The organism is Micromonospora sp. WMMB235, from assembly GCF_001855515.1.
Lineage (GTDB): Bacteria > Actinomycetota > Actinomycetes > Mycobacteriales > Micromonosporaceae > Micromonospora > Micromonospora aurantiaca.
In genome coordinates this window covers 787,076-803,313 of record NZ_MDRX01000001.1, presented here as the reverse complement: position 1 = coordinate 803,313, position 16,238 = coordinate 787,076, and the positions used below count along the sequence as shown (strand labels likewise).

The 16,238-nt window shown below is 74.4% G+C and carries 15 protein-coding genes; 3 read left to right on the top strand and 12 right to left on the bottom strand.

Features of this window, described 5'->3' with window-relative positions:
• Nucleotides 1-38: 38 nt before the first annotated feature.
• The 7 genes from BFV98_RS03260 to BFV98_RS03230 all read right to left on the bottom strand — a co-directional run bounded on the left by BFV98_RS03260 (nucleotide 39) and on the right by BFV98_RS03230 (nucleotide 7,651).
• Nucleotides 39-761: a polysaccharide deacetylase family protein gene (locus BFV98_RS03260; RefSeq protein WP_071094841.1), complete on the bottom strand. Its 723-nt coding sequence runs from the start codon at nucleotides 759-761 to the stop codon at nucleotides 39-41.
• Nucleotides 758-1,921, bottom strand: coding sequence for a glycosyltransferase (locus BFV98_RS03255; RefSeq protein ID WP_071094839.1), 1,164 nt, complete (start codon nucleotides 1,919-1,921; stop codon nucleotides 758-760). The genes BFV98_RS03260 and BFV98_RS03255 overlap by 4 nt, the downstream gene beginning before the upstream one ends.
• Nucleotides 1,922-1,984: 63 nt before the next feature.
• Nucleotides 1,985-3,271, bottom strand: a complete 1,287-nt coding sequence (locus tag BFV98_RS03250; protein ID WP_030272512.1) for a D-alanyl-D-alanine carboxypeptidase family protein — start codon at nucleotides 3,269-3,271, stop codon at nucleotides 1,985-1,987.
• A 101-nt stretch (nucleotides 3,272-3,372) separates the two neighbouring features.
• On the bottom strand, nucleotides 3,373-3,789 hold the full coding sequence (locus tag BFV98_RS03245) for a protein-tyrosine phosphatase family protein (protein ID WP_030272514.1): 417 nt from the start codon (nucleotides 3,787-3,789) through the stop codon (nucleotides 3,373-3,375).
• Between the two features lie 98 nt (nucleotides 3,790-3,887).
• Nucleotides 3,888-4,508: a hypothetical protein gene (locus tag BFV98_RS03240; RefSeq protein ID WP_013286551.1), complete on the bottom strand. Its 621-nt coding sequence runs from the start codon at nucleotides 4,506-4,508 to the stop codon at nucleotides 3,888-3,890.
• Between the two features lie 13 nt (nucleotides 4,509-4,521).
• Entirely contained in the window at nucleotides 4,522-6,306 is a 1,785-nt protein-coding gene (locus BFV98_RS03235) for a DUF4012 domain-containing protein (protein WP_013286552.1), read from the bottom strand.
• A gap of 103 nt (nucleotides 6,307-6,409) precedes the next feature.
• Nucleotides 6,410-7,651: a glycosyltransferase family 4 protein gene (locus BFV98_RS03230; protein ID WP_071094837.1), complete on the bottom strand. Its 1,242-nt coding sequence runs from the start codon at nucleotides 7,649-7,651 to the stop codon at nucleotides 6,410-6,412.
• A 123-nt stretch (nucleotides 7,652-7,774) separates the two neighbouring features.
• Here BFV98_RS03230 and BFV98_RS03225 point away from each other — a divergent pair, with 123 nt between their 5' ends.
• Entirely contained in the window at nucleotides 7,775-8,356 is a 582-nt protein-coding gene (locus BFV98_RS03225) for a low molecular weight phosphatase family protein (RefSeq protein ID WP_255367983.1), read from the top strand.
• Here the strand turns inward: BFV98_RS03225 and BFV98_RS03220 are convergent.
• Nucleotides 8,337-9,785 (bottom strand): polysaccharide biosynthesis tyrosine autokinase, encoded by a 1,449-nt coding sequence (locus tag BFV98_RS03220; RefSeq protein WP_013286555.1) that lies wholly within the window; start codon nucleotides 9,783-9,785, stop codon nucleotides 8,337-8,339. The two genes, BFV98_RS03225 and BFV98_RS03220, sit on opposite strands and share 20 nt — an antisense overlap.
• A 185-nt stretch (nucleotides 9,786-9,970) precedes the next feature.
• Here BFV98_RS03220 and BFV98_RS03215 point away from each other — a divergent pair, with 185 nt between their 5' ends.
• Complete coding sequence (locus BFV98_RS03215) at nucleotides 9,971-11,818, top strand: nucleoside-diphosphate sugar epimerase/dehydratase (RefSeq protein ID WP_013286556.1); 1,848 nt, start codon at nucleotides 9,971-9,973, stop codon at nucleotides 11,816-11,818.
• A gap of 161 nt (nucleotides 11,819-11,979) precedes the next feature.
• On the top strand, nucleotides 11,980-13,281 hold the full coding sequence (gene nhaA, locus BFV98_RS03210) for a Na+/H+ antiporter NhaA (protein WP_071094835.1): 1,302 nt from the start codon (nucleotides 11,980-11,982) through the stop codon (nucleotides 13,279-13,281).
• 60 nt (nucleotides 13,282-13,341) lie between these two features.
• Here nhaA and BFV98_RS03205 read toward each other — a convergent pair whose 3' ends face one another.
• The 4 genes from BFV98_RS03205 to egtC all read right to left on the bottom strand — a co-directional run bounded on the left by BFV98_RS03205 (nucleotide 13,342) and on the right by egtC (nucleotide 16,237).
• Nucleotides 13,342-13,545: a hypothetical protein gene (locus BFV98_RS03205; RefSeq protein WP_013286558.1), complete on the bottom strand. Its 204-nt coding sequence runs from the start codon at nucleotides 13,543-13,545 to the stop codon at nucleotides 13,342-13,344.
• Nucleotides 13,546-13,677: 132 nt separating this feature from the next.
• Entirely contained in the window at nucleotides 13,678-14,265 is a 588-nt protein-coding gene (locus BFV98_RS03200) for a TMEM165/GDT1 family protein (protein ID WP_013286559.1), read from the bottom strand.
• Between the two features lie 227 nt (nucleotides 14,266-14,492).
• Nucleotides 14,493-15,458 (bottom strand): L-histidine N(alpha)-methyltransferase, encoded by a 966-nt coding sequence (egtD, locus tag BFV98_RS03195; protein ID WP_013286560.1) that lies wholly within the window; start codon nucleotides 15,456-15,458, stop codon nucleotides 14,493-14,495.
• Nucleotides 15,455-16,237, bottom strand: coding sequence for an ergothioneine biosynthesis protein EgtC (egtC, locus tag BFV98_RS03190; protein WP_013286561.1), 783 nt, complete (start codon nucleotides 16,235-16,237; stop codon nucleotides 15,455-15,457). Before egtC ends, egtD begins: the two co-directional genes overlap by 4 nt.
• Between the last annotated feature and the right edge of the window lies 1 nt (nucleotide 16,238).

Sequence of the window (16,238 nt, the reverse complement as noted above, 5' to 3'; positions counted from 1 at the left end):
CCGCGGGCACGCGGTAGGCTCCGCCGCCCGTTCGCGGATCAGCGTGCGCGGAGCCCGTGGCCGGCGAGCGGGCCGACGTGCCATCCGCGCCGGCGACACTCGGCCAGCACGCGCGGAAGCGCGGCGAGACCGGCCCGCCAGGCGCCCGGTGCGGCGGTACGGGAGGAGTCGTGCAGCAGGATCGTGCCGCCCCCGTCCAGCCCGGCCAGGACGGTGCGTGCGACGGTGCCGGCGGTGGCCGTGGCGGTCCAGTCCCGGCCCCAGCAGCTCCACAGCACCGGCCGCAGGCGCAGCCGCCGGGCGGCCACGAGCGCGGCGGTGGTGAGCACGCCGTACGGCGGTCGCAGGAACCGGGGCGAACGGCCGGTCACGTCGGTGACCAGGTCGTACGCACGGGTCAGATCGCGAACCGTGCGAGCCGGACCGCGCAGCAGCAGGTTGTCGTGCGTCCAGCCGTGCACGGCCATCTCGTGGCCGTCGCCGACCACCCGGCGACCCAGCGCCGGGTGGCGCCGCAGCATCGCGCCGAGCACGAAGAACGTGGCGCGGACCCGGTGCGCCGCCAGCACGTCCAGGACGTGGCCGGTGGACTCCGGGTCCGGGCCGTCGTCGAAGGTCAGCGCGACCCGGTCGGGCGCCCCGAGCCCGTGCAGGCCGGGCAGCAGCAGCCGCCGTACGGCGGGCAGCGCCGTCACCACCGGCGCCGCCTGCACCGCCGGCAGCGCGACCGCGGCGGCCCGGGCGAGGGTGGCGGCTCTCATCGCAGCCCGCCGGTGGACTGGAGCAGCGCGGCGAGGACGGCGACCGCGTCGCCGACCGGGTCCAGCAGGGGGCGACGTGTACCGGCCGGGCCCGCGGGCGGTGCCCGGCGTGCCGCCTCGGCGACCAGGCCGGCCGGGTCCTGGGACACGTCGTCGCGGGACGGGGCCACCGGTCCGGTCCCGATCACCGCCGCGAGCACCGGCCCGAGTTGCTGCGGTGTGGCAGCCCACCGGCTCAGGCCGGCGCGGGCCAGGATCGCGGCGTTCGCGCGTCCGTGCCCGGCGATGGGCCGGTACGTGACCACCGGCAGCCCGGCCGCCAGCGCCTCCTGGCAGGTCAGCCCACCGGCGTTCTCCACCATGACGTCGACGGCGCGCATCAGAGCCGGCATGTCGTCGACCCAGCCCAGCACGTGCCGGCCGGCGCCGCGCAGCCGGTGGCGCAGCGCCGCGTTGTGCCCGCACACCACGACCGGCCGGACGCCCGCGGCGGCGACCTCGGCCACCGTGGCCGCCACCTCGCCGGCGCCCCAGGAGCCCGCGACGACGAGCGCGAGCACACCCTCGGCCGGGAGACCGAACCGCTGCCGGGCCCGCCGCCGGTCCTCCGGGCCGGTGCGGGTGAAGGCGCGGGACACCAGCGGCTGCACCGCGGTGACGTCGGCGGCGGGGGCCTGGTGCGTCTCGGCGTGGCGGACCGCGCAGTACACGTCGACGCCCGGCGCGAGCCAGGTCGGGTGCACCACGAAATCGGTCACATAGGTGATCACCGGAACACGGAGCCGCCCGCGGCGCCGCAGCGGGCCGAGGAGCTGGTTGGCGAACGGATACGTGGTGACCACGGCCCGCGTGTCGGGCGGGATGCGGCGGCGCAGGTGACGCCGGAACGGCCGCAGCAGTGCGCGGATCGCGCGTACGGCGGTCTGCGAGCTGCCGGTCAGCCGGAACAGCGCGTGGTAGCCCCAGGGAAGCCGGTGCAGCACGCCCCGGTACGTCTCGCGTACCACCCGGTGGACCGGGTGGGGCAGCAGGTGCAGGAGGTTCAGCCGGTCCACCGCGAAGCCCCGCGCACGCAGCCGGTGCGCCAGCTCGTCGGCAGCCCGGTCGTGTCCGGCGCCGATGTCCGCCGAGACCACCACGATCCGGCCCGGGTGCTCCATGCCGGGCGCATACCCACGGAACCGGTGTCCACGCGACCCCGCCCGGGGGCGCCGGTGACCGGGTCAGGCGCGGCGGCGTCCGCGGCGGCGGGATCGGCCGCGGCGGGCGGCGAGCACCGCCGCCACCCCGCCGACGGTGAGGGCCAGCAGACCGGCGACCGGCACGATCACCCGCCAGTCCCCGTCGCCGATGCGGTGCAGCGCCGTCCCGGCCGGTCCCCGCCACGGCGGGGAGGCGGTACGTCTCGGTTCGGCGGCCGCCGCCTGCCGGGGCTCCGCCGCCTCGGCGTCCCGCTCACCCGGCTCGACCAGCCGGCCGACCGAGGCGTCCCGGGGCAGCCGGAAGGCCCAGTCGAGCAGCTGGGCGCCCTGCTGCCAGCCGCGTACCGGGCGGGCCTCGGCGCCGAGCAGCGTCACCACGAGGCGGCGTCCGTCCCGCTGCGCGGCGCCGACGTAGCTGTGCCGGGCCAGCTCGGTGAAGCCGGTCTTGCCGCCGAGCGCGCCGGGATAGCGGTAGATGAGCTGGTTCTCGTTCTGGATCTGGAACCCGCCCTTCTTCAGCGCGGGCTGGGCCGGGATCTGCGTGCGCTCGGTGAGCGCGTACCGGCGGAACGCGGCGTCGGCGAAGCAGGCCCGCGCGATGAGCGCCAGGTCGTACGCGCTGGTGAACTGGCCGGGACCGTCCAGGCCGGACGGCGTGACCGCGTGCGTCTGCCCGGCGCCGAGCCGGCGGGCCTGCTCGTTCATCTCGGCTACGCCTGCCTGCGCGCTGCCGGCGCCGAGGCGGGCCAGCATGTTCGCGGCGTCGTTGCCGGACTGGAGCAGCAGGCCCAGCCACAGCGTCTCCACGCTGTAGCGGCCGCCGACGAGCAGGCCGACGGCCGAGCTGCCCGGCTCGATGTCCAGGTCGGCGCGGGTGGCGACGGCGACGTGCTTCGGGTCCAGCCGGCTCAGCATGGTGGCTGCCAGCAGCAGTTTCTGGGTGCTGGCCGGGGTGCCGGGGACGTGTGCGCCGCACGCGCCGAGGACCTCGCCGGTGTCCAGGTCCGCCACGAGCCAGGTGGTGGCGGTGACCGCCGGGGGCGCGGGGCTGCCCGGTGGCACGACCAGCCCGGCGCCGGCCAGCGCCTCGCCGCCCACCGCCGCCTGTTCGGGCGTCGTGGCCGGCGGTGCCGGGCGGGGCGGCCGGCTGACCTTCGGGGCGGGCAGGCGCGGGCAGGGCACGGGAGCGGCGCCAGGGGCGGCTACCGGGGCGGCGGGTGTGGTGGCCGGGGCGGCGGCTGCCGGGGCGGCCGTCCCGGCGGCGAGCAGGGTGACGGCGGTGGCGGCGGCCAGGGCCCGGGCTCTCATGAGAAGGCACCCTACCGAGCCCGATGATCAGGTCGGGACGGCTCACCGGTGTCGTGACGCCGCGCCGACCGGACGCTCCCGGTGGGTGACCGGCCGGGATGTCAGCGCACGCCGCGCAGCCACCACCGCTGCCACGGCGTCTCCACCGCGCGCCGGTGGTAGTGGGAGCGGACCCAGGCCACTGCCCGCGCGGGCGGCAGCCCGTCCAGCACGGCGAGCGCGGCGAGTGCGGTGCCGGTGCGCCCGACGCCGCCGTGACAGGCCACCTCGACCCGCTCCCCCGCGTATGCGCGCCGCCACGCCTCCCGCAGCGCGTCGAGGGCGTCGGCGCGGTCGGCCGGGATCCAGAAGTCGGGCCAGCGGACCCGCCGGACCGGCCATTCCGGCTCGGGACCGGGCGCCAGCAGCAGGGCGAAGTCGGCGGGCGAACCGGACTCGGCGACCCGGCGTCCGCGCACGGTGGCGCCCCCGGGCAGCGTGAGCAGGCCGGCCTGGTCGGTCCACGGTGTCGCGTCCATGGCTCATTGTGTCGTGTCGGCCGGACACGTGAGTGCCCGCCGGACCGGGTCCGGCGGGCACTCACGATCGAGCCGGGTCGTCCCCGGCGCGCCTCGGATCAGCCGAGGCGACGGCGGCGCCAGGCCATGGAGGCCAGGAGCAGCACCGCACCGGCGGCGGCGAGGCCACCACCGAGCTTCAGCGGCGTGCCGATGCTGTCACCGGTGACCGGCAGTCCACCCTTGTGCGGCGGCCGGGTCGGCCGCGGCGGCAGGACGGTGCCGGTGGCGCTGGCGATCCGTCCGGACGTCAGACCGGTGGCGGTGAACGTGTACCGGCCCGGCCGGGTCGGCCGGTAGGTGACGGTGAAGTTGCCGCTGGCGTCGGCCGTCACGGTGAACGTGGTCGGCGCCGGCTGCGGCTGGGCACGGTTGGGCGTGTAGGCGACAGGCGCCATCGCCACCGTGCTGCCGTCGCTGCGCCGCGCGGTCCCCTCGGCCGGGGCGGCCGCGGGCAGGCCCGAGATCGCCACGTCGATCCGCACCGACTCGTTCGGCGCGAAGTTCGAACCCCGCAGGGTGAACGTCTCGCCGAGCCGGATGGTGGTCGGTGAGACGGTCAGCGACGCGACCTCGGGCGGGTAGACCGGGGGCTGCGGCTGCGCCGCCCCGGCCGCGGTCGGCACGGCCGCTACGGCCAGGCCCACCGTGAGCGCCATGATGATGCGGGATAGCCGCATGATGGTTTCCCTCCTACTGTTCACAGCTTGGTGCGTTGACTACTTGGGTGGTCCATGGGGTGACGGTGGGCGTGTGCACCAGCTCGGCCGTCCCGGCGCCGGTCTTGCCGGTGAGCACCGTGACGTCGAGCGTCCGGGTCTGCCCCGGGCGCGTCTCCACGTTCGCCACCGCAACCTGGCGGCGGCCGTGGGTGCCACTGCCCATCGCGGTGTCCCGCCCGTCCAGCCGGCCGGTGAGCACGGCGCCGCCGGTGGGCGTGTGGACGGAGACGAAGGTGCGTGCGGTGTACTTGTCGCCGGCCAGAGCAAGCCCGGTGACCGACTTGCTCAGGCCCGACTTCGGGGCGGTGGAGTGCACCGTGACCCGCAGCCGCAGCTCACGGCGCCCGTCCGGGTGGCATTCGCCGACCGTCACGGTGGCCGAGAACCTGAGGTAGTAGCCGAGCTTCGCGCCGCTGCCGTCGTTGAGGAACACGCCGACAGTCGGCACGGAGTCCTTCTCCGGGAGCTGACCGGCCAGTCGGCTGCCGGCCAGTGCGCGTTGCTCCTCAGATCGGACACTCCAGAACAATATCCGACGTTCATTGATTGAACGGGTAAAAACGGTCAAAAGTGCGCGCGGGTCGACCGTCTTGGTGAACAAGGTGTCGAAGACGCCCGAGGCGGCCTTGGTGAAGTACTCGTCCTGGTCCTTCGTGTCCAGGTCCCGGTACGAGTCACTGAGGAGCGTCCGTACGGCGGTGGCGGCGCCCAGCGACGGCCCGTCCGGCACGTTCACCGGACCCACGACGCCGAGCAGGTACGACAGGACCACCGGATCGACCGCCAGGACCCCGTCCACAGTGGTACCGGTCCGGCGGCGCACCATGTCCCGGTAGAGCGCGGCGGCGGCCGGGAAGTCCGGGTTGAGGTTCACGTCCGCCGGATAGATGCCCGGCAGCTCGCCCCAGAGCCGCTTCGCCTCCGCGTCGACCTTGAGTGGCGGGTCGAAGAAGCGCAGGTCCGACGAGCTGCCCTGCTTCACGAGGCGGATCCGCCCACCCTCGGCGCGCAGGACGGCGTACGCGCCGAACATGCCACCGGTGGCGCGCAGCTCGGCCGGGTTCTGCGAGACCAGCAGATAACTGCGCGGTCCGTCCGCGCCGAGCAGCGGCGGCAGCAGCCGGGCGCCGCGGTCAGCCGCCGAGGTCAGCTCGCCGAGCTGGTCCAGCTCGGCGCGCAGCGCGGTGACCGCGTCGCGCACCTGCGTCACGAGGTCACCGGTGGGCACCTGCCGCAGCCGGTCGGCGGTCCGGCGCACCGCCTGGTCGGCGGCGGAGACCTCGGCCGAGACGGCGCGCAGGCGGGCCAGATCCAGCTTGCCCTGCTTCGGCACCAGCGAGGCGAGGTCGACGCGCAGCAGCGTGGGGAACGCCAGCCGGGCCAGATCGTCCACCGCCACCGAGATCTGCCGCACCGCGGCGAGGTTGTCCCCCGCATACGGCGTCTGCTGGCCGACCCACCACACCGGATCCCCGGTCTCGCCGCGCGCGGCGGCGGCCTGCTCCTGCAATGCGGCGAGCGTGCGCTGGGCCCGGGCCACGTCGCCGTCGAGCACCTGGGCGCTGAGTTCCCGGGCCAGCCCGGCGGCGTTCACCAGGTGAGCGCGGGCCTGCCAGCCCCGGAACGCGACCCAGCCGCCGGCGCTGAGCAGCACCGACACGACGACCAGCCCGGTCAGCAGGATCCGGCGGACCCGGGTGCGCCGGCGCCGTCGCGAGCGGCGCCGCCGGACGGGCGTGGCACCAGGTCCGCTCACGGATTCCCCCTATGCGTCGGTCGAATCAGACACAATTCGCGATCGAGTGCTTTTTAGCATGAAAAAGTGCCCGTTCGAGGCATTATTCGACACTCTGAACGATTTAACTGCTGTGTGCGAACTTTGTTCGGTTCGACGGTCGCTCGGCCGCCTCGTACAGCAGCGCCTCGATCCGGTCCACACCGGCCCGCATCGACATGTCCCGCAGGTACGCGTCATGTCCCCGCCTGCCCATGTCGAGCCGGGCAGCCGGCGGGATGGCGGCGGCCAGCCAGAAGCGGTCGGCCAGCGCCGCCCAGTCCTCCGGCGGGCAGGACAGACCGGCGCGGGCCCGCTCCACCACCTCCGCCGTCTCCCCCGCCGCGGAGGCGACCACCGGCGCGGCGCAGGAGAGCGCGGCCTGGAGCTTGCCGGGCACCCGGCCACGCAGCTCCGGCAGGTCGCGCTGGGCCACGAGCTGGTAGTCGGCGGCGGCGTAGAGCTGCGGCATGTCCACCGCGGACCGTCGCTCCAGGAACCGGACGTTGTCCGCGCCGAGGTCGGCGGCGAGCCCTCGCACCCGCCGCTCCTGCGGACCCGAACCCACGAGCACCAGATCCATCCGGTCGCCGAGCGCCGCAGCCGCGCGGACCGCCGTCTCCAGATCCTGGCGCGCGCCGATCGTCCCGGCGTGCATCACCAGGCAGCGGTCGTCCCGGCGGACCAGCCGCCGCACGGCCGGACCGGCCTGGGTGGGCCGGAAGATCCGCTCGTCGGTCCAGTTCGGCGCGGCGCGCACCCGGCCCGGGTCGGCCCCGCCGGCGCGGACCAGATCCGCCATGAACGGCGAACCGACAGCCACCACCGCCGACTCCCGGTAGAGGCGGCGGGTGGCGGCCTCCAGCCGCGCCGGCCACCCGCTGTCCTGCGCCGAGCGCCCGTCCCGCTCCGTCCACACGTCCTGCACGTGCAGCACGGTCGGCGTACGGCCGAGCAGCCGCAGCAGCCCGGTGGCCGCGAACGTGACCGCCGGATGGCCGTAGACGTAGAGCACGTCGACGTCGCGCAGCAGGCCCCGGCCGGCGAGCGCGGCGCTGCCGGCGAAGGAGAGCCAGGTCGCGGCGCGGGCACGGGCGGAACCGTCGCCCGCGGCGTACCGGGGCACCCGGCGCACGGTCAGCCGCTCGCTGTGCGTCTGGTGCCGCCAGCGCTGCCGCCAGCCGGGATAGACGTGGCCGCCCGGGTAGTCCGGGAAGCCGGTGAGCACCCGTACCTCGTGGCCCCGGGCCACCAGCTCCTCGGCCAGGCTGCCCGGGACGAACGCCGGCTCCGGCGGGAAGTGGTAGGTGAGGATGCCGACCCTCATGACCGCGCTCCCGGCGCGGCTTCCCGGACGGCCGGGCACCGCAGCGCGTACCATTCCCGCATCCCCTCTGCGTCCGGCCGCGACCGCCGGAAGAACGCCGTCGCGGCACCCTCCGTCGCGACCGTGCCGACGAGAGGGGTGCAGATGGTCGACGAGGTGCTCTTCGTCTGCCACGCGAACATGTGCCGGTCACCGATGGCGGAGTTCATCGCCCGCCGGATGCTGGCCGGGCTGCCGCTGGCGGTGGCCAGCGCGGGGACCGACGCGATCGACGGTGCTGCCATGCACCCGTACGCGGTCGAGGTGACCGCGGCCACCGGCGCGGACCCGGCGGCCTTCCGCACCCGCCGGCTTCGCCCGGAGCACCTGACCGGGGCGGCGCTGGTGCTGACCGCGACCCGCCGGCAACGCTCGGCCTGCACCTCGCTGGCGCCGGCCGCGCTGACCCGGACGTTCACGCTGCGGCAGTTCGCCCGGCTGGCGGCCGAGGCCCGCCCCGCCGAGGCGGAGGCGGAGGCGGGCACGCCGTTGCGGGCGGCGGTGTCGGCCGCGGTCCGCGCCCGGGGGCGGCTGCAACCCGCCGCCCCCGACGCGGAGGACCTGCGCGACCCGATCGGCGGTTCGCCCGCCGACTTCCGGCGCTGTGCCGAGGAGATCGAGCGGTCGATCCGGCCCGTGCTCGCACTCATCGTGACAGCCGGGTGAGTTCCTGCGTCCGGTCGCCCACGGCCTTCGCGCCCCGCCGGGTGCCGGCCCGGTCGGCCGGTACGGAGGGCGCCGCTGGCGGCACGACCACCTTGTACGCCTCGTACTGGTAGGCGTCCGACTTGGCCACCTTGGCCATGTTCAGCACGCAGCCGAGCAGGCGCACCGAGACCGAGCTGAGCGCGTGCGCCGCCGCCGCGACCTGGCTGCGGGAGGTACGCCCCTGCTGGGTGACCAGGAGCGCGCCGTCGGCCTGCACGGCCACCACCACGCCGTCGGTGACCGCCAGCAGCGGCGCGGTGTCGATGACCACGATGTCCGCCGAGTCCCGCAGCGCGACCAGCAGGTCCGCCATGGACTTGGAGCCGAGCAACTCGCTCGGGTTGGGCGGGGTGGCGCCGCTGGGCAGCACCAGCAGGGACTTCTCCCCCCAGCGCTGCACCACGTCACCGACCTGGACGTCGCCGACGAGCACGTCGGTGAGGCCGACGCCGCCGTCGAGCCCGAGGTAGTCGGCGACCTTGGGGCGGCGCAGGTCGGCGTCGATCAGCAGCACCCGCCAGCCCGCCTCGGCCAGCGCGATGGCGGTGTTGCAGGCCATCGTGGTCTTGCCCTCGCCCTGCAACGCGCTGGTGACCGCGATGACCCGGGCCGGCTCGTGCACGTCCACGAAGCGCAGGTTGGTACGCAGCTTGCGGACCGCCTCGGCCCGGGCGGAGGTGGCCGCGTCGCCGACGATCAGCGGCGCCGACCGCGCGCCGGTCTCGTACGGGATCTCGCCGAGCAGCGGACTGCCGGTCACCCGTTGCAGCCCGGCGCCGTCGCGCATCCGGACGTCGGCCACCCCGCGCAGCACTGCGAGGCCGACGCCGAGCAGCAGGCCGAGCAGACCGCCCAGGACCAGGTTGCGGGTGGGCTGCGGCGAGACCGGGTTGGAGGTGACGCGGGGACCGCTGACCACCTCGATCTTGATCGGCGGGGCCTTGCCGTCCGGCGGCGTCTCGACCTTGCGTACCAGATCGGTGAACTTCGTCGCGAGCGTCTCGGTGGTCTTCAACGCCCGGGTCTGGTCGGTGTCGGTGATCGTCGCCTGGAGCAGGACCGTGCCGGCCGTGGCGGTGGTGTGGATCCGGCTGCGCACCTGGTCGGCGGTGAGGCCGAGCGGCGCGTCGGCGACCACGCTCTGCGCCAGCCGGTCGCTGGTGAGCAGGTCACCGTAGGACTTCACCCGCTGCTGGAGGAAGAGGCTGCCCTGGTAGGCGTCGGTGACCCCCTGGCTGGGCGTGGTGACGAAGAACGTCACCGAGGCCTCGTACCGAGGCGCCGTCCGGACCGTCACCAGCGCGGCGGTGCCCAGACCGAGCATCACCGTCACCAGCACGATCCACCAGTGGCGTCGGACCAGGCGCAGGTAGCCGAGAACGTCCATCACGCTCCCCCTCGCGACACGCCGGTCTGCCGATGAAACTGCACGAAAGCCCCCTAAAAACACCAGTCGCCGTGCCAGGATCGAATCGCCTATTCACGACGTTACGTGACTGGACGACAGTAAACGACCGAACAGGCACAGACGGTCTAATCCTTTCAATACGGATAGGACGTAGAGGGCAGCCCATGGATCGTGACGCGATCACAGCCGTTCGACCCGCCGGCCGGATCACCCACCGCGCCGCCACCCTTTCCCTGTTAACGCTGGACACGGCCGCGTGGTGCGGAGGTTTTCTCGGCGCCGCCTGGACGCGGTACGAATTCGACCTCACCGCCGCCGCCAGCGCCCGTACGCTCGGCATGGCGCTGGCCTGCGCCGCGCTGTACGCCGTGCTCACGCTGCTGCGGTCCCGGCTCTACGGCCGGTATCCGATCGGCAGCGCCGGCGACGCGCAGGGCCTGGCCACCACCGTCGCGCTCGTCGCGGCCGTCGGTTTCGTCGCCCTGCTGCCGTGGACGCAGCACCCGGTGCCGGCCAGCACGCCGCTGATCGGCGGCTCGGTGGCACTCGTGGTGATGGCGACCGCCCGGGGAGTCTGGCGGGCCCACGCCGACCGCCGGCCGCCCGCCGCACGACACGCCGAGCGCTGCCTGATCTACGGGGTGGACGCGGCGAGCGAGCGGCTCGTCCGGGTGCTGCTGCACGACCCGGACAGCAGCTACCGGCCGGTGGGCCTGCTCGACGACGCGCCCGACAGCCGCGGTCTGCGGCTGGAGCGGCTGCGCGTGCTCGGCGGCCGGGAACAGATCGCCGCCGCCGTCCGTGCCACCCGGGCGAGCACAGTCATCTTCTCGATGAGCGGCTCGGACCCGCAGCTGCTGCGCGACGTCCGGACCCGCACGCTGGAGGCCGGCGCGGCGTTCAAGGTCCTGCCGCCGGTACGCGAGGTCCTCGACCGCCCGGTGGCCGCCACCGACGTACGCGACCTCCAGCTCACCGACCTGCTGGGCCGCGCGCACCGGGTGGCCGAGCTGAGCGTGGAGCGCGGCGGGCTGGCCGGGCGCCGGGTGCTCGTCACCGGCGCCGGCGGCTCGATCGGCTCGGAACTGTGCCGGCAGATCGCCCGCTGCGAGCCGGACGAGCTGATGATGCTCGACCGGGACGAGTCCGCGCTGCACGCCTTGCAGATGTCCCTGCACGGGCGCGCGCTGCTGGACGGGCCGGAGCTGATCCTCGCCGACATCCGCGACGCCGAGGGCATCGCCCGGGTGATCGCCGACCGGCAGCCCGACGTGGTGTTCCACGCCGCGGCGCTCAAGCACCTCACGCTGCTCCAGCGCCATCCCGGCGAGGCGATCAAGACCAACATCCTGGGTACGCTGAACGTGCTGGAGGCGTGCCGGGACGTCGCCGAGTTCGTGAACATCTCCACCGACAAGGCGGCCAACCCGGCGAGCGTCCTCGGCTACTCCAAGCGGATCACCGAACGGCTCACCGCCTACCACGCGCAGCGGCTCAACGGCCGATACCTGAGCGTCCGGTTCGGCAACGTGCTCAGCAGCCGCGGCTCGGTGCTCACCGCGTTCCAGGCGCAGATCCGGGCCGGGGTGCCGATCACCGTCACCCACCCCGATGTGACCCGCTACTTCATGACCGTGCAGGAGGCGGTGCACCTGGTGCTCCAGGCCGCGACGATCGGCCGGGGCGGCGAGGCGCTGGTGCTCGACATGGGCGAGCCGGTCCGGATCGCCGACGTGGCGCGCCGGCTGGCCGCCGAGGCGGACCGCCCTACGGAGATCGTCTTCACCGGCCTGCGACCGGGCGAGAAGCTGCACGAGCACCTGTTCGGCGCAGACGAGGTGGACAGCCGGCCGCTGCACCCACTCATCTCCCACGTCCCCGTGCCCGAACTGGACCCGGACGAGGTGCGCGGGCTCGACCCGTACGCCGACCCGGACGAGCTGATCAAGCGGATGGCCGCGTTCTGCGACCCGGTCGGGGCGTCCCTGCCGGCCCTGCCCGGGCAGCGCTGACCCGCCGGCCGACGGGACGCCCCACCCAGGTGGTGAGACGGGCGTCCCATCGGCCGGCTCGGCTCGCCGCCGGTGGCGGCGCCCGTTAGGGTTGGTCCAGGTGTGCCGGGAAGCCTGGTCGGCGATGGTTCCGCCGACCCCAGCTTCCGAACGGACGCCGCATGCCCCAGCACACCCCGCACCGCTCCCGCCTGCTGTCCCGCCGCTCCTGGCCGGAGGCCCGCTTCCTGGCCGACGTGCTGCGCACCGAGACCGTCGGCGGCGGCCTGCTCCTGCTCGGCGCGGTGCTCGCCCTGATCTGGGCCAACTCGCCGTGGCGCGCCACGTACGCCGAACTGAGCCACTGGGTGCCCTGGCCCGGCGGCGCCGGCCTGCACCTCGACCTCGACCTGCGCACCTGGGCCGCCGACGGGCTGCTGGCGATCTTCTTCTTCGTGGTCGGCCTGGAACTCAAGCGCGAGTTCGTCGCCGGTGACCTGCGCGACCCCCGCCGGGCCGCGTTGCCGGTGGTCGCCGCGCTCGGCGGCATGATCGCGCCCGCGCTGGTCTACCTGGCGGTGACGCTCAGCGCCGGCGGCGACGGCCTGCGCGGATGGGCCATCCCCACCGCCACCGACATCGCCTTCGCGCTCGCCGTGCTCGCCGTCATCAGCTCCCATTTGCCGCAGGGGCTGCGCGCCTTCCTGCTGACCCTCGCCGTGGTCGACGACCTCTTCGCGATCACCATCATCGCGGTCTTCTACACCGACGGGTTCCACCCGCTGCCGCTGCTCGCCGCGCTGCTGCCGATCGCCGCGTTCGGGCTGCTCGTGCAGCGGCGGCGGACCTGGTGGTGGGCGCTGATCCCGCTCGCGGTGACCGCCTGGGCGCTGGTGCACGCCTCCGGTGTGCACGCCACGGTGGCGGGCGTGCTGCTCGGCTTCACCGTGCCGGTACTGCGCGGACGCGACGGCGCACCCGGCCTCGCCGAGCGGCTGGAGCACCGCTGGCGGCCGGTCTCCGCGGGCCTGGCCGTACCGGTCTTCGCCTTCTTCGCCGCCGGGGTGACGCTGGTCGGGGTGGACCTGGGCGGCGTGCTCACCAGCCCCGTGGTGCTCGCGGTGGCCGCCGGGCTGGTGCTCGGCAAGGTGATCGGCGTGTTCGGCTCGACGTACCTGCTCGCCCGGTTCACCAGGGCCGAACTGGACGAGGAGATCACCTGGGCCGACCTGGCCGGGCTGGCGCTGCTGGCCGGAATCGGGTTCACCGTGTCGCTGCTCATCGGCGAGCTGGCGTTCGGCGCCGGCAGCCCGGAGGAGGACGGCGTCAAGGTGGCGGTACTGCTCGGCTCGCTCACCTCCGCGCTGCTGGCCTCGGTGGTGCTGGTCCGCCGCAACCGGGTCTACCGGCGGATCAGCGAACGGGAGAGCCGGGACGCCGACGGCGACGGCGTCCCGGACGTCTACCAGGAGGGCCCGGCCTGAACCGGCGCGGCGGGCGTGACCAGCCGGTCACGCCCGCCGCACGGGTCGGCGCGGTACGCCTCAGCGCCGGCGCTCGGCCGGGCGCGGCTCGCGCTTGCGCTCCGGTTCCTCGAGCGCCTCGGCGGCCGGGGCGGTGAGGTCGTCACCGGGCACGGCCACCTGCTCGGCGCGGTCCTGCTCGTCCTCGCGCCCGCCCGGCGGCGGCTCCGGCGCGGTGGCGCCCCCGGCGAAGCCGTACTCGTTGGGCTCGTCGTGCCTGCTCATGGGCGGAACCTCCCGGTCGTGCCGATTCGTCCTCCGCCGGGCGGTCACCGCCACGGCGCTCACCCGGGCTACTTACCCACCGAGGCGCTCTCCGATCATCGGGCGCCGCCGCACCACTCACGTCGGTTCCGCTCAGGTCAGCTCGGAGACCGCCTCGAAGATCAGCCAGAGGCCGCAGATGGCGAACAGCACCGCCGCGCCGTAGCGGATGGTCCGCTCCGGCAGGTGCCGGCCGAGCATCCGGCCCACCAGGATCGCCAGCGCGTCCGCTGCGACCATGCCGAGCGTCGACCCGAGCCAGGTGCCGAACCAGCCGTACTTGGTGGCCAGCGTGATGGTGGCGAGCATGGTCTTGTCGCCCAGCTCGGCCAGGAAGAACGCCACACCGACGGCGATGACGGCGGACCGGCCGCCGCGCTCGGCCTTGCGCTTCTCCTCCTCGGTCAGCCTGTCGCCGCGCAGCGTCCAGGCGCCGAAGCCGAGGAACGCCAGACCGGCGATGAGCGAGATCCAGTCGGTGGGCAGTGCGGCGTTCAGGCCGTACCCGATGGCCACCGAGGCCAGGTGGACGACGGCGGTGGCGATCGTGATGCCGATGAGCACCGGCACCGGCTTGAACCGCGTGGCGAACGTCAGTGCCATGAGCTGGGACTTGTCGCCCAGCTCGGCGACGAAGATGACGCCGAAGCTGACCACCAGCGCGACGAGGAAACCCTCCATGTGAACCTTCCCGATCAAGCCGGGAGGAGGAACGGGGGCGCCCTCGACCCGGCTGCGACAGCCTGAGTCGAAGGTCTCGCCCGCCCCGGAGACCGGGGCCGCGTGGCCGGATGCGGAACGCACCAGTGTGTCGACCACGACATTGGGGGCTACTCCCCTTCGCGCCGCCAGCCTAGCCGATCACCGGCCGCCCCGGTCACCGGGTGTGGGCGGGGCCACGGCGGCCCTCAGTCGGCCCGGGCCAGGCTCACCCCGAACAGCCCGTCCGGGTCGGTCCAGAACGCCCGCCGGTCGAACCCGGCGGCGGTCAGCTCGGCTGCGATCCCCTCCGGCCGGAACTTGGCCGACACCTCGGTCCGCAGCTCCTCGCCGGCGGCGAACACCACGTCGGTGTCCAGGACCCGCACCCGGGCCGGGTGCTCGGCGCGCAACCGCATCTCGATCCACTCCCGGTCGGGATCCCAGACCGCCACGTGCCGGAACGCGTCGACGTCGAAGTCCGCGCCCAGCTCACGGTTGATCACCCGGAGCACGTTGCGGTTGAACTCGGCGGTCACGCCCGCCGCGTCGTCGTACGCGGGCACGATCACGCCCGGGTCCTTGACCAGGTCGGTGCCGACCAGCAGCCAGTCGCCGGTCTCCAGCGCCGCGCGCATCGCGGTGAGGAACTCGGCCCGCTCCACCGGCAGCAGGTTGCCGATCGTGCCGCCGAGGAACGCCACCAGACGACGGCCGCCGGTGGGCAGCCGGTCCAGGTGACGGGTGAAGTCACCGACGATCCCCCGCACCCGCAGCCCCGGGTACGCGGCGGCGATCTGCTCGGTGGACGACCGCAACGCGCTCACCGACACGTCCAGCGGCACGAACGTGCCCAGGTCGCCGTGGCGGGTGAACGCGTCGAGCAGCAGCCGGGTCTTCTCCGACGAGCCCGAACCCAGCTCGATCAGCGTCTTCGCCCCGGTCATGGTGGCGACGTCGTCGGCGTGCGCGGCCAGCACCGCCCGCTCGGCCCGCGTCGGGTAGTACTCCGGCAGGCGGGTGATCTCCTCGAACAGCTCGCTGCCCCGGGCGTCGTAGAACCACTTCGGCGGCAGCCACTTCGGCGTCGCGGCCAGCCCGACCCGCACGTCCTCCCGCAACCCACGGTCGAGGTCCTGCTGCTCCAGGTGGATCTCCAGCGGCTCCGCGCTCATCGAGTGTCCTCTCTTGCGGTGGGTACGGATCGTCGGACGGCGGTCGTCTCCCGCACGTCGAGCCCGCCCGTGGTCGCCACCACGAGCCGGCCGTCCGGCACGGCCCGCCAGGCCGGGTCGTCGTCGAACGGTTCGGACGCCAGCAGCACCGAGTCCGGGCCGCGGCGCACCGACAGCGCGTGCCCGGCCGTGCTCGCCACCACAGTCGTACCGTCGGTGAGCAGCAGGTTCAGCCGCGAGCCGGGAGCGGCGGCGGCGACCGCCGCGACGGTGTCCGCCACCGCCTCGTCGGGTGGCGCGCCGGCCCGCAGCCGGTGCCGGACCAGCGCCCACAGCAGCGCCGAGTCGGTCGGCACGTCGAGTGTGATCAGGTCGCGCACGGGCAGGCCGGCGGCGAGCGGGACCAGGCTGTCCGGCCAGCCCTTCACCACGCCGTTGTGGCTGAACAGCCACCGCCCCTCGGCGAAGGGCGCCGCGGCGGTCTCGTGCAGCGGCATGCCGACGGTGGCGGATCGGACCGCGGCCAGCACCGCCCGCACCCGCGTCACGGCGGCCAGCTCCGGCAGCGTGGTGTCGCTCCACATCGGCTGGGCCCGCCGGTAGCGGACCGGGTCGCCGTCGTCGGGATACCAGGCGACGCCGAAACCGTCGGCGTTTATCGTGCCGCCGCCACGCATGTCACGCGGTGCCCACGACTGGCGCAGCAGCCCGTACGGCGGGTCGGACAGCAGGCTGCGCAGGAGCACGGGTGGACCGAGGTACGCGAGGTGACGGCACATC